The sequence below is a fragment of the Nonomuraea harbinensis genome, from assembly GCF_019396385.1.
GTDB classification, from domain to species: Bacteria; Actinomycetota; Actinomycetes; order Streptosporangiales; family Streptosporangiaceae; genus Nonomuraea; species Nonomuraea ferruginea.
The window spans coordinates 29,924-42,041 of sequence record NZ_JAHKRN010000055.1; the positions used below are offsets into that span (position 1 = coordinate 29,924).

12 protein-coding genes are annotated in these 12,118 nt (G+C 71.5%); 3 read left to right on the forward strand and 9 right to left on the reverse strand.

Annotated features, from left to right (window positions below):
* Positions 1-42: 42 nt before the first annotated feature.
* Both KME79_RS37240 and tdh read right to left on the reverse strand, forming a co-directional pair.
* On the reverse strand, positions 43-1,212 hold the full coding sequence (locus tag KME79_RS37240; RefSeq protein WP_219550129.1) for a glycine C-acetyltransferase: 1,170 nt from the start codon (positions 1,210-1,212) through the stop codon (positions 43-45).
* Entirely contained in the window at positions 1,212-2,240 is a 1,029-nt protein-coding gene (gene tdh / locus KME79_RS37245) for an L-threonine 3-dehydrogenase (protein ID WP_148035094.1), read from the reverse strand. The genes KME79_RS37240 and tdh overlap by 1 nt, the downstream gene beginning before the upstream one ends.
* 186 nt (positions 2,241-2,426) lie before the next feature.
* Here tdh and KME79_RS37250 point away from each other — a divergent pair, with 186 nt between their 5' ends.
* A complete protein-coding gene (locus tag KME79_RS37250) occupies positions 2,427-3,560 on the forward strand; it encodes an ROK family protein (protein WP_219550131.1) in 1,134 nt (377 codons plus the stop codon).
* Between the two features lie 53 nt (positions 3,561-3,613).
* Positions 3,614-4,783 (forward strand): Gfo/Idh/MocA family protein, encoded by a 1,170-nt coding sequence (locus KME79_RS37255; RefSeq protein ID WP_219550133.1) that lies wholly within the window; start codon positions 3,614-3,616, stop codon positions 4,781-4,783.
* Positions 4,784-4,822: 39 nt separating this feature from the next.
* Here KME79_RS37255 and KME79_RS37260 read toward each other — a convergent pair whose 3' ends face one another.
* The 7 genes from KME79_RS37260 to KME79_RS37290 form a co-directional block, all read right to left on the reverse strand.
* Positions 4,823-5,896, reverse strand: a complete 1,074-nt coding sequence (locus KME79_RS37260) for an SPFH domain-containing protein (protein WP_148035091.1) — start codon at positions 5,894-5,896, stop codon at positions 4,823-4,825.
* A 3-nt stretch (positions 5,897-5,899) separates the two neighbouring features.
* Positions 5,900-6,334, reverse strand: coding sequence for an NfeD family protein (locus KME79_RS37265; protein ID WP_148035090.1), 435 nt, complete (start codon positions 6,332-6,334; stop codon positions 5,900-5,902).
* Positions 6,335-6,411: 77 nt separating this feature from the next.
* Positions 6,412-7,557 carry a L,D-transpeptidase gene (locus KME79_RS37270; protein ID WP_246641069.1) on the reverse strand — a complete coding sequence of 382 codons (1,146 nt, stop codon included), beginning with the start codon at positions 7,555-7,557 and terminating at the stop codon, positions 6,412-6,414.
* Between the two features lie 72 nt (positions 7,558-7,629).
* Positions 7,630-8,733 carry a fumarylacetoacetase gene (gene fahA / locus KME79_RS37275; protein WP_148035089.1) on the reverse strand — a complete coding sequence of 368 codons (1,104 nt, stop codon included), beginning with the start codon at positions 8,731-8,733 and terminating at the stop codon, positions 7,630-7,632.
* Complete coding sequence (locus KME79_RS37280; RefSeq protein ID WP_219550135.1) at positions 8,730-9,503, reverse strand: hypothetical protein; 774 nt, start codon at positions 9,501-9,503, stop codon at positions 8,730-8,732. Before KME79_RS37280 ends, fahA begins: the two co-directional genes overlap by 4 nt.
* A complete protein-coding gene (locus tag KME79_RS37285; protein ID WP_219550137.1) occupies positions 9,500-10,669 on the reverse strand; it encodes a homogentisate 1,2-dioxygenase in 1,170 nt (389 codons plus the stop codon). Before KME79_RS37285 ends, KME79_RS37280 begins: the two co-directional genes overlap by 4 nt.
* An 86-nt stretch (positions 10,670-10,755) precedes the next feature.
* Positions 10,756-11,385: a helix-turn-helix domain-containing protein gene (locus KME79_RS37290; protein ID WP_219550139.1), complete on the reverse strand. Its 630-nt coding sequence runs from the start codon at positions 11,383-11,385 to the stop codon at positions 10,756-10,758.
* Between the two features lie 158 nt (positions 11,386-11,543).
* Here KME79_RS37290 and KME79_RS37295 point away from each other — a divergent pair, with 158 nt between their 5' ends.
* A complete protein-coding gene (locus KME79_RS37295; RefSeq protein ID WP_148035085.1) occupies positions 11,544-12,104 on the forward strand; it encodes a hypothetical protein in 561 nt (186 codons plus the stop codon).
* Positions 12,105-12,118: the final 14 nt, after the last annotated feature.

Sequence of the window (12,118 nt, forward strand, 5' to 3'; positions counted from 1 at the left end):
GGATACGCCTCCACCGCGGGCGGCCGGGGGTGCGTAACCGCCTCAGCCTCGGGCGCGGATGAACGCGTCCACCGCGCGGTCCACGTCCGCCTCCGAGTGGGCGGCCGAGAGCTGGACGCGGATGCGGGCCAGGCCGTGCGGCACCACCGGGTAGGAGAAGCCGATCACGTAGACGCCCAGCTCCAGCAGGCGCTCGGCCATCGCCCCGGCCTCGGCGGCGTCGCCGATCATCACCGGGACGATCGGGTGGTCGCCGGGCAGGATGTCGAACCCGGCCTCGGTCATCCGCCCCCGGAACCGCTCGGTGTTGGCCCGCAGCCGCTCGCGCGCCTCGCTGGTGGTCTCCAGCAGGTCGAGGATGCGCAGCGAGGTGGCGGCGATGGCCGGGGCGAGCGAGTTGGAGAACAGGTACGGGCGGGAGCGCTGGCGCAGCAGCTCGCAGATCTCCCGGCGGCCGGACACGTAGCCGCCGGACGCGCCGCCGAGCGCCTTGCCGAGCGTGCCGGTGATGATGTCGATCCGGTCGGTCACCCCGTGCAGCTCGGGGGTGCCGCGCCCGGTGGGGCCGACGAAGCCGACGGCGTGGGAGTCGTCGACCATGACCATGGCGTCGTAGCGTTCGGCGAGGTCGCAGATGTCGGCCAGCGGCGCGAGGTAGCCGTCCATGGAGAACACGCCGTCGGTGACGATCAGCCGCCTGCGGGCGTCCGACGACTCCTTCAGCCTGGCCTCCAGCTCGGCCATGTCACGGTTGGCGTAGCGGTGGCGGCGGGCCTTGGACAGGCGGATGCCGTCGATGATGCTCGCGTGGTTGAGCGCGTCGGAGATGACCGCGTCCCGCTCGTCGAGCAGGGTCTCGAACACGCCGCCGTTGGCGTCGAAGCACGAGCTGTAGAGGACGGTGTCCTCCATGCCGAGGAAGTCCGACAGCCGGGCTTCGAGCTCCTTGTGCACCTCCTGGGTGCCGCAGATGAACCGCACCGAGGCCATGCCGAACCCCCACCGGTCCAGCGCCCGCTTGGCGGCCTCGATCACCTCGGGGTGGTCGGCCAGGCCGAGGTAGTTGTTGGCGCAGAAGTTCAGCACCTCCTGGCCCGCCACGCTCACCTGGGAGCTCTGCGGGGTGCTGATGACGCGCTCGGGCTTGTGCAGCCCGGCCTCGGCGATCTCGTCGAGCGTCGCACGCAGCTGGTCGCGTACGTTCGTGAACATCAAGCGCTCCAATCCAGAATGACCTTGCCCGTGCGGCCGCTCGCGGCCGTCTCGAAGGCGGTCTCGAACTCGTGGTACGGGAAGCGGTCGGTGATCACGGGGGAGAGGTCGAGGCCCTTCTCGATCAGGACCGACATGTTGTACCAGGTCTCGAACATCTCCCGGCCGTACACGCCCTTGATGGTCAGCATCGAGATGACCACGGTCGACCAGTCGACGGCGAACTCCTCGGCGGGCAGCCCGAGCATGGCGATCTTGCCGCCGTGGGTCATGCTGGCGATCATCTCGCGCAGCGCCGCCGGGCTGCCGGACATCTCCAGGCCCACGTCGAAGCCCTCTTTCATGCCGAGCTGGCGCATGCCGTCGGCCAGGGAGGCGCGGGAGACGTTCACCGCCAGCGAGACCCCGAGCTTGCCGGCCAGGTCGAGCCGCTCGTCGCTGACGTCGGTGATGACCACGTTGCGGGCGCCGACGTGGGTGGCGACGGCCGCGGCCATCAGGCCGATCGGGCCCGCGCCGGTGATCAGCACGTCCTCGCCGACCAGCGGGAACGACAGGGCGGTGTGCACGGCGTTGCCGAACGGGTCGAAGATGGCGGCCACGTCGGGATGGACGGGCACCCGGTGCACCCACACGTTCGTGGCGGGCAGCGTCACGTACTCGGCGAACGCGCCGTCGCGGTTGACGCCCAGGCCGACGGTGTTGCGGCACAGGTGGCGGCGGCCGGCCATGCAGTTGCGGCACTTGCCGCAGACGATGTGGCCCTCGCCGCTGACCAGGTCGCCGACGGCGATGTCCTCGACGCCCGGCGCGATCTCGACGACGTGACCGGAGAACTCGTGTCCCACGATGAGCGGAAGCTCCAGCGTGTGCCGCGCCCAATCATCGAATTTCTGTATGTGCAGGTCGGTGCCGCAGATGCCGGTTCTCAGCACCCTGATCTTCACCTCACCCGGCCCCACCTCGGGCTCGGGTACCTCGACCAGCGACAGGCCCGGCTCGGCCTTCTCCTTGACCAGTGCTTTCATGGCGAACATCCCCCCAGTCGAACGTTACGCACTGTGCCCGCTCTCCGCCGGACGTGTCCATCGAGGAGTTCTTAAGTGCCCCCACAGCTCCGCTTCACGCCGCAGGTCAGCGGCGATCACTATTACGCAAGAGGGTTGGTTAAGTAGGATGTCGGCTCCCCGGCCGACTCATGTGGAGGAACTCCGGTGCGACAGCAGAGCGGCGACGCCTCCGTCCTCCGCAGGCTCAATTCCGCCGCCATCCTGCGCCAGTTGCGTGCGGCGCGGGTGGCGACGCTGCAGGAGCTGGCCAGGGGCGCCCGGGTGTCCAGGCCGACGGCCGAGGTCATCGTCGAGGACCTGATCGCCGCGGGCTGGGCGGAGGAGTGCGGCGAGGAGTCCGGTGAGCGCCAGCGGGGCCGCCCGGCCAGGCGGTTCAGGTTCCGGGCCGCGTCCGGCCACGTGGCGGGCGTGGGCATCGGCGCGTCGCTGCTGCGCGCCATGGTGTCCGATCTGGGCGGGTCCGTCGTGGCGTCGCGCCGGGTGCCCAACCACGTGGCGATGTCCGCCCGCGAGCGGCTCGACGCCGTCGCGGAGCTGGTCCACGCCGTCTGCGCCGGGGCGGGGCTGCCCGTGGCTGAGCTGGCCGCGGTGGGCGTCGGCACGACCGGCGTGGTCGACGCCGCCGGGCGGGTGACCAAGAGCGTGGTGCTGCCCGGCTGGAGCGACGTCGACCTGCAGGGCGAGCTGGGCCGCCGGCTGCCCGCGCCGGTGCTGGTGGAGAACGACATGCGGCTGGCGGTGCTCGCCGAGCACTGGCGCGGGGAGGCGCGGGGCCGTAGCGACGTGGTCTACCTGTTCGCCGGCGACCGGCTCGGCCTGGGGCTGCTGATCGGGGGCCGGACGCACCGGGGCGCGCACGCCGCCTCCGGCGAGATCGGGCGTCAGTCGGGCGACCACTGGCGGGCGTTCCGGCATCTGGCCGACTACGCGATGGCCGTCGAGCCGGGCGAGCTGCGCACCCACCGGCAGGCCGCCGAGTTCGCCGTGGCCAGGGCGGAGGAGGGCGACGAGCGCGCGAGAGCCGCCGTCAGGGCCTTCGCCGTCCACCTGGCGGAGGGCCTGCTCACGCTCGTCAACCCGCTCGACCCGGAGCTGGTGGTGATCGGCGGCAGCCTGGCGAGGGCCGGCGCGCTGCTGGTCGAGCCGATCCAGGACTACTTCGACGACCGGTGCCTCTACCCGCCCGAGGTGGCCGCCTCCGGCCTGGGCGGCGAGTGCGTGACGCTGGGCGCCGTCAGGATGGCGCTCGACCACGCGGACCAGGTGCTCTTTTCGTAAAAAGGTTGGATAATCCTTCCCGGCCGGCTCGTCGTCCCAGAGGAAGGGCACCCGTGAAGGACCTGCGTTTCGGAGTCGTCGGCCTCGGCCTGCGCGTCAACCTGGCGGAGGCCGCCCACCGGCCGGGCCGGGGTTCGGTGGTGGCCGCGGTCTGCGACACGGACCCGGAGACCCTCAAGAGGGAGGCCGCCCGCTTCGGCGACCCGGTGACCAGTCCCGACCACCGGGACCTGCTCGGCCGCGACGACCTCGACGCGATCATCGTGCTGACCCCCGACGACACCCACGAGAGCATCGCCGTCGAGTGTCTCCAGGCGGGCAAGCCGCTCTACCTGGAGAAGCCGCTGGCCATCACCGTCGAGGGCTGCGACGCCGTCCTGCGCGCCGCCCGCGACACCGGCACCCGGCTGTACGTCGGCCACAACATGCGCCACATGGGCGTCGTCAGGCTGATGCGCGACATCATCCGCCGGGGCGACATCGGCGAGCCGAAGACGGTGTGGGTGCGCCACTTCGTCGGCTACGGCGGCGACTACTACTTCAAGGACTGGCACGCCGACCGCACCCGCACCACCGGGCTCCTGCTGCAGAAGGCCGCCCACGACCTGGACGTCGTCCACTGGCTCGCGGGCGGCTACACGACCCGGGTCAACGCCTTCGGCGACCTCATGGTGTACGGCGGGCTGCCGCGCAGGGAGCCCGGCACGCCCCGCCCCGACGGCTGGCCGCGTGACCACACCTGGCCGCCCACCGCCCACCGGGACCTCCACCACGTGGTGGACGTCGAGGACGTCTCGGTCATGAACATGGTGCTCGACAACGGCGTCATCGCCGCCTACCAGCAGTGTCACTTCACGCCCGACTACGTGCGCAACTACACGGTCATCGGCACAGAGGGCCGCCTGGAGAACTTCGGCGACGGGCCGGGCGCCACCGTCAAGGTCTGGAACACCGGCCCCACCGGCTACCGGCCCGACGCCGACATCACGTACCGGGTGCCCGACGCCACCGGCTCCCACGGCGGCGCCGACACGCGCATCATCGAGGAGTTCGCCCGCTTCGCCAGGGAGGGCGGGCCGGTCGACACCTCTCCGGTGGCGGCCCGCATGAGCGTCGCGGCCGGCTACATGGCCACCCGGTCGCTCCGCGACGGGGGCGCCCCCTACGACGTCCCGCCCCTGGATCCGTCACTCGTGGCGTACTTCGCCGACGACCGGCGCTGACCGCCCGCCGCGGGCGCGGCGGGCGGTCAGCCGGAAGGGTCAGCGCTCGGCTTCGTCGCGCTGCTTGTCGAGGTCGGGGAACGGGGACGGCTGCCGGGCGCCCTCCATGAGCTGCCGGGGGCCGGTCGGCCGCTCGGCGCTCCGGGCGTCGGCGACCGCCTCCGCCGCGGCCTTCTCGGCGTTGGCGATCTCGGCGTCCATCTCCGACGGCTTCGGGACCTCGCGGGTGGCCGCCGAGGGCGGGAGCGACTCGGTGAAGGCCTTGGAGACGCCCTGCAGGGCCGAGGTGACCTCGCTGGGGATCACCCAGAACGTGTTGCCCTCGCCCTGGGCGAGCTGCGGCAGCACCTGGAGGTACTGGTAGGCGAGCAGCTTCGGGTCGGGGTCGTTGCGGTGGACCGCCTGGAACACCTGGTCGATGGCCCTCGACTGACCCTCGGCCTCCAGGATGGCGGCGGAGCGGGTGCCCTCGGCGCGCAGGATGCGGCTCTGCTTCTCGCCTTCGGCGGTGAGGATCTGCGACTGGCGCTGGCCCTCGGCGGTGAGGATCGCCGCGCGCTTGTCACGCTCGGCCCGCATCTGCTTCTCCATCGCGTCCTTGATGGTCTTGGGCGGGTCGATCGCCTTGATCTCCACCCGGTTGACCCTGATGCCCCACTTGCCGGTGGCCTCGTCGAGGACGCCGCGCAGCTGGCTGTTGATGGTGTCACGGGAGGTGAGCGTGCTCTCCAGGTCCATCGAGCCGACGACGTTACGCAAGGTGGTCACCGTGAGCTGCTCGACCGCCTGGATGTAGTTGGCGATCTCGTAAGCGGCCGCGCGCGGGTCGGTGACCTGGAAGTAGAGCACGGTGTCGATCTCGACGACCAGGTTGTCCTCGGTGATGACCGGCTGCGGGCGGAACGAGACGACCTGCTCACGCAGGTCGATCACCGGGTAGACGCGGTCGATGTACGGGATGACGAAGTTGAGGCCCGGCTTGAGCGTACGGCTGTAGCGGCCGAGCCGCTCGACGTTGCGCGCTCTGGCCTGGGGCACGATGCGCACCGCTTTCAGCACGGTGAACACCGCGAACAGGATGACGAACAGCCCTACCAGCAGCAGCGGATCCATATCTCACTCCCGGGGATATACGAGGGCGGTGGCGCCGTCGATTTCGATGACGTCGACAGTGGCACCGGTCGGGATCACGAGTGTCTCGTCATACGCCCGCGCTGACCACTCCTCACCGGCCAGGCGGATCCGGCCGTCGTGACCCGTCACCTCCGCGAGAACGTACGCGGGCTTGCCGACGAGCGCCTCCACGCCGAACCTGGTCAGCTGCGGCTGGCGGATGTTGTGACGCTTGACGAGGGGCCGGATCACGACCAGCCCGGCCGTCGACGTCAGGGCGAAGACGAGGAACTGCAGCGGAACCGGCAGGCCGACGGCCGCGGCTCCGGCGGTCAACAGGGAGGCGACACCGAGGAGGCCGAGCGCGGCGGTGAGCGTGAAGATCTCGGCAAGACCGAGGACGACTGCGAGAATTACCCAGATGATCCATTCATCCATACTCCGGCCCTCCTATAGGAATAACGGGACCGTCGGCGCCATCGTTCCCTCTCACCACCGTAATCCGGGATTTCCGCTTACGGCAGAGGCCCGGGTGCGAGAAGAGCGCTGCCGGCGCGCCATTTCTCCCAGGAGAGCTGCCAGAACCCCCATCCGTTGTCCCATTCGAGCTCGCGGTCGGTGCCCGTGATCACGACGGGGTCGCCGCGCAGGGAGTGGGAGTAGAACCAGGCTGCCTGGTCGGGGCGGGCGTTGACGCAGCCGTGGCTGACGTTGCGGCGGCCCTGGGCCCACACGTTGTCCTTGGCGTGCACGTACTCGCCGCTGTCGGAGATGCGGACGGCGTGGTCGATCATCACGTCGTAGTAGCCGGGGTCGCCCTCGTCGCGGCCGGGGGAGATCATGCGGACCGGGTGGCCCTTGTCCATGGTCAGGTGGACGCCGCTGGTCGTGGTGTATTCGCGGGTGGTGGCCATGCCGGCGCTGATCGCCATGTGGCGCACGGCGCGGCCGTCGCGGCGGACGACCATGCGGTGGGTCCGGGCGTCGATCTCGGTGGCCTGGTGGCGGCCCACGGTGAAGGCGAACGTCCGGTCGGCGGTGCCGTGGAGGCCGGGGGCTGCCCGGACGCCGGCCAGGTGGGCGGTGACCGTGACGGTCTGCCCGGCAGACCAGAACCGCCGGGTGCGGTAGACCGCCCGGGTGTCGCCGATCCACCGCCAGGCGCCCTCGACCGGCCGGCCGGCCGTGACCTCCAGAGCCCGCTCCACCGCGGCCTTGTCGCGTACGGGGGAGCCGAAGTCGAGGATGACCGGCATGCCGACGCCCACGGTCTCGCCGGGGAGCGGCGCGGTGGCGGTCAGCTGGAGAGCGCGTCCGGCGGGGCGGGTGCGGAAGCGGCCGGCGGCGACGGTGCGGCCCGCCGCCGTCACGATGACCGAGTATTCGGCGCCGGGCTTCAGCGTCCAGCGGGAGCGCCAGGTGGTGCCCGCCGCGTCGAGGTCGCCGCGTACCGGGACACCGCCGGAGTGGGCGACGACCCGCTGGAGCGGGCCGCCCTGGGCGCGCACCACGAGCCCCTGGTCGGGACGGGCGCGCGCGGCGCCGAGCGGCGGGGAGACCTGCACCACGGTCGGGGGCGGAGGCTCCGCCCGCACGGCTCCGCAGCCCCCCGCGAGGACGAGGAAGGCGGCCAGGCGGATCGTCGCGGCACGCCGCAGCATGTCACTCCTGATGTTCCTGGGGAAGGGTTCCCAAGATTAGCGAGGAGTCACGAAACAAGCACGCCGAGTCACTTAACCGACTTTTCCGTAGACCTCCCCGAGGCTGACGTCACCCGCCGTCGCGCGGATCGTCACCGCGTCCCCGTCCTGCAGGAACGTCCTGGTCTCGCCGCTGCGCAGCTTGACGGGGTCGGTCCCGTTCCAGGTGAGCTCGATGAGCGAGCCGCGCTCCTCGCGCGCCTCCCCGGAGACGGTGCCGCTCGCGAACAGATCGCCGGTGCGCAGCGAGGCGCCGTTCACGGTGAGGTGGGCGAGCATCTGGTCCGGCGTCCAGTACATGTCCCGGTACGGCGGACGGGAGATCACCTCACCGTTGAGCTCGACCTCCAGCGTGATGTCGAGCCCCCAGTCGTCCTTCCTGCGCAGGTAGTCGATCGGCTCCGGGTCCTGCGTCCGCCCCGGCACCCTGGGCAGCGCCTCCAGCGGCGTCACCCAGGGCGAGATCGAGGTCGCGAACGACTTGCCCAGGAACGGCCCGAGCGGCACGTACTCGAACGCCTGGATGTCGCGCGCACTCCAGTCGTTGACCAGCGTCACCCCGAACACATGGTCCTCGAAGGCCCCGGCCGGTGAGCCCAGCTCGGACGGCACGCCCACCACGAACCCCAGCTCGGCCTCGACGTCGAGCTTGGCCGTCGGCCCGTACACCCCCGCCCGGAGCTGCCCGTGGGGGCGCCGGACCGGCGTGCCGGACGGCACGACCGTGCCGGCCCTGCCGTGGTAGCCGACCGGCAGGTGGCGCCAGTTCGGCTTGAGCGGCTCGGCGTCGGGCCGGAAGATCCGCCCGACGTTGCTCGCGTGCTCCAGCGAGCAGTAGAAGTCGACGTAGTCGGCCACCTCAAACGGCATGTGCAGCCGCACCTGCTCCAGCGGGACCAGGTGCGGCTCGGTCACCGCGAGGTCGCCGGACAGCTTGTTCCTGATCAGGCGGCGCGTGTCGTGCCAGGCCGAGCGGCCGCGCGCCATGAACGGGTTGAGCGAGGGGGCGGCGAACACCTCGTCGTGCAGCGCCGCTGCCAGGTCGAGCACCCGGTCGCCGTAACGGACGCCGACCCGGGGCGCCTCCCCCTGCCGGGAGAAGACCCCGTAGGGCAGGTTGTCCAGTCCCCAGCTCACTCGTCCTCCTCGATCAGGCCCAGCGCCTTCAGGTCGTCCATCGGCGTGGTCGTGCTGCAGGAGCCGTAGCTGACCAGGAGCTGCCTGGCCCGCTTCGCCGTCTCCTCAGAGATGGCCCGCGCGATGCGCGTGAGCTGGCCCACGTCGGTGATGCGCAGGGTGGGTGCCGGGTCGCGGCCCTCGACGGCCTCGCACACGGCCACCAGCAGGTTGAGGAAGCCGTGCCGGTCGACGCTCAGCGTCGGGTCGAAGTGGCGCACGGCGTGGTGCAGCCCGGCCGTGGCCTTGAACGGGATGTCGGCGGCCACGCAGAACCTGATGAAGGAGGCGAGGTGCTCCACCGGCGGGAACGCCTCGGCCCGGGCGCCGCCGCAGCGGACCTTCAGGCCCACGCCCTCGGGCACGTCGGGGACGAACTTCCCCGGCGGCACCTCGACGAACAGCCGCACCCCGCCGGGGAGCGCGCGGAGCAGCTCGCGGGCCAGCTCCTCCACCCCACGCTCGGGCGGCAGCTCGGCCTCCGCGATGTCGACGGGCAGGCCGGTCAGGTCCGGCAGCTCCGGGGTGTCGAGGATCAGCCCGACCCACCGCGGCCGGAACTGCTCGGCGCGCAGCCGGCCGAGCCTGCTGGCCGGGCAGAGGAAGCGGTGGGTCAGCACCCGGCTGCCCCGCTCCTGGTTGCGCCGGTGGCGGTCCAGCGCGTCGGACATGTGCAGTGACGTCGGCGGGAACAGTCCCGCGTCGTCGATCAGAGCGGTGTAGAGCGTCATCGTGACCAAGTCCAGGCGTATCCGGGGTCCTCGCAGGCGAGCGCGCCCTGTCCGAGGTCGAGCGGGCGGAAGGTGTCGACCATCACCGCCTTCTCACTGGTGGTGGTGACGCCCTTGGCGACGGCGTCGATCACCGCCTCGACCGCGCCGGGCTGCGGCCCGTGCGTGAAGCCGGCCGGGTGCAGCGAGATCGAGCCCACGTCGATGCCCGACCCCTTCCGCGCCGAGTAGTCGCCGCCTACGTAGAACATGAACTCGTCGGAGTCGACGTTGTGGTGGTTGTACGGGATCGGCACCGACTCCGGGTGGAAGTCGAGCGGCCGCGGGCAGAACGAGCAGATCACGAAGCCTGGCCCCTCGAACGTCTGGTGGACGGGCGGGGGCGCGTGCGTCCTCTTCACGATCGGCTCGAAGTCGTCGATGTTGAACGCGTACGGATAGAGGTAGCCGTCCCAGCCGACCACGTCGAACGGGTGGTGGCGGTAGACCAGCCGGGTCAGCCCGCCCCTGGTGCGCACCAGCACCGGCACCTCCTCGCCCTCGGCGAGCAGCGGCTCGGCGGGCGCCCGCAGGTCGCGCTCGCAGTAGGGGGCGTGCTCCAGGAACTGCCCGTACTGCGACAGGTAGCGCTTGGGCGGCCTGATGTGCCCGGACGCCTCGACGGCCAGCACGCTGACCCGCCCCGCCGGCACCCAGCGGTGGATGGTGCCCGTCGGGATGACCACGTAGTCGCCGGTGCCGGCCTCGATCACGCCGTACGTGGACTCGAAGCGGGCCGTGCCCTCCTGGACGTACACGCACTCGTCGCCCATCGAGTTGCGGTAGAGCTCGCTGGGCCGGTCGCTGGTGGCGTACGACAACCGGACGTCGCCGTTGCCCGCCAGCAGGATCCGCCCGGACACCAGGTCGCCCGCGCTGGAGAGCTGCGTGGTGCGGAAGTGGCGCGGCGACAGCGGCAGGTTGGGCTCCAGGCGCGTGTCGGCCGTGGGGGCGACGGCCTCGGCCTTGACGATCGCGGTCGGCAGGTGGCGGTGGTACAGCAGCGACGAGTCGGACGAGAACCCCTCCTCGCCCATCAGCTCCTCGGCGTACAGACCGCCGTCGGGCCGCCTGAACTGCACATGGCGCTTGCGGGGCACCTCGCCCACGGCGCGGTAGTACGGCATCCGCCCCTCCCGTGTCGTCCGATTATCGGACGTATGTGTCCTCTATGCGTGATAACCGTCCGTCATCCCCGGACGGATGTCAACCGTCACCCCAGGGCGGCGGCAAGCTCGGCGGCGGCCTCGACGACGCGAGGTCCGGTGGACTCCGCGAGCGGCCCGAACGTGACCACCCCGACCGAGGCCTCCAACCAGGGCAGCCCCAGAACGGGCGCCGCCACCCCCCGGGCTCCCTCCTCCAACTGCCCCTCGGTCACCAGATATGCGGACCCGCCCTCGCGACCTGCCAGGATCGCCCGCCCGGCCGCGCCTTTCGCCAGCGGATGGCGGGCGCCCTCCCGGTAGGCCACGTGCATGTCCGTCCACGACGGCTCGACCACCGCCACGGCCAGCGCGTCGTCGCCCTCGGCCACGGTGAGGTGCGCGGTCGCGCCCACCTGCTCGGCCAGCCGCCGCAGCGTCGGCAGGGCCGCCGCGCGCAGCAGCGGCTGCACGGCCCGCGCCAGCGCGAGCAGCTCGAACCCCAGATGCACCCGGCCCTCGTCGTCGCGGCGCACGAACCCCTCGTTGAGCAGGGTCGTCAGCAGCCGGTACACCACCGGGCGGCTGAGCGACAGCTCCGCGCTCAGTTCGGTCGGGGTCCGCCCGCCCTTCCCGTCGGAAAGCAGCCTGAGCAGGCGGAGCCCGCGTTCGAGCGTCTGAGCGGATTCAGCGGCCATGAAGCGATTATCCAGCCACGGTCATGGGGGAGCGGTGACTGTATGCGGTGAAAAGGGTACGTAGGGGAACAGAACACCGGGGGGTAAGGATGCGGCAAACGTGGATACTCCTGGTTGCCGGGCTGGCCATGTGCGCTTTCCTCCCCGCGCTTCCTTCCGTGGGATCACGGGCGCTCTACGCCACCAGGGCCGCGCCCGCGGCGACCCCGTTCGACCGGCTGGTGGAGGACACCTTCTACCTGACCGTGGGCATCGAGGTCGAGCAGCGCCTGATGCCCGTGGAGAAGGGGGCGCGCATCCGTCCGGGCCCGCGCCTCGCGCCGGGGATCGGGGTGGACGCGACCGGCCGCGTGTACGGCAGGCCCGAGCGGGCCGGCACGTACGCGGCCCAGGTCCAGATCTGCCGCGATCAGGCGTGCGACGAGGAGCGGGTCACGTTCGTCGTGCTGCGCAACGTGCCGTGGGCGCCGGGCGCTCTCACCTTCCCCGGCAGGGCCGGGCAGCGACTGGACGGGAACATCCAGATCAGGGGCGGGCCCACGGGGGTGCCGCCGACGTTCACCGTGACCCGCCAGGGCGCGCTGCCCCCGGGCGTCACCATCGGCCCGGACGGGCACGTCGGCGGCGTGCCCGTGGAGTCCGGGGTGTCCAGGGTGCCGGTGCGCATCTGCCTGGCGGGCAACTGCGCGGGCGTGGTGGTGACGTTGATCGTCATCTGACCCCTTGATCCCGA

Coding starts and splice junctions, on each gene's coding strand:
- tdh (WP_148035094.1), bottom strand. CDS start 2,240: ATGAAAGCACTGGTCAAGGAGAAGGCCGAGCCGGGCCTGTCGCTGGTC.
- KME79_RS37240 (WP_219550129.1), bottom strand. CDS start 1,212: ATGTTCACGAACGTACGCGACCAGCTGCGTGCGACGCTCGACGAGATC.
- KME79_RS37285 (WP_219550137.1), bottom strand. CDS start 10,669: ATGCCGTACTACCGCGCCGTGGGCGAGGTGCCCCGCAAGCGCCATGTG.
- KME79_RS37265 (WP_148035090.1), bottom strand. CDS start 6,334: ATGGATGAATGGATCATCTGGGTAATTCTCGCAGTCGTCCTCGGTCTT.
- KME79_RS37260 (WP_148035091.1), bottom strand. CDS start 5,896: ATGGATCCGCTGCTGCTGGTAGGGCTGTTCGTCATCCTGTTCGCGGTG.
- KME79_RS37270 (WP_246641069.1), bottom strand. CDS start 7,557: ATGCTGCGGCGTGCCGCGACGATCCGCCTGGCCGCCTTCCTCGTCCTC.
- KME79_RS37290 (WP_219550139.1), bottom strand. CDS start 11,385: ATGGCCGCTGAATCCGCTCAGACGCTCGAACGCGGGCTCCGCCTGCTC.
- KME79_RS37280 (WP_219550135.1), bottom strand. CDS start 9,503: ATGACGCTCTACACCGCTCTGATCGACGACGCGGGACTGTTCCCGCCG.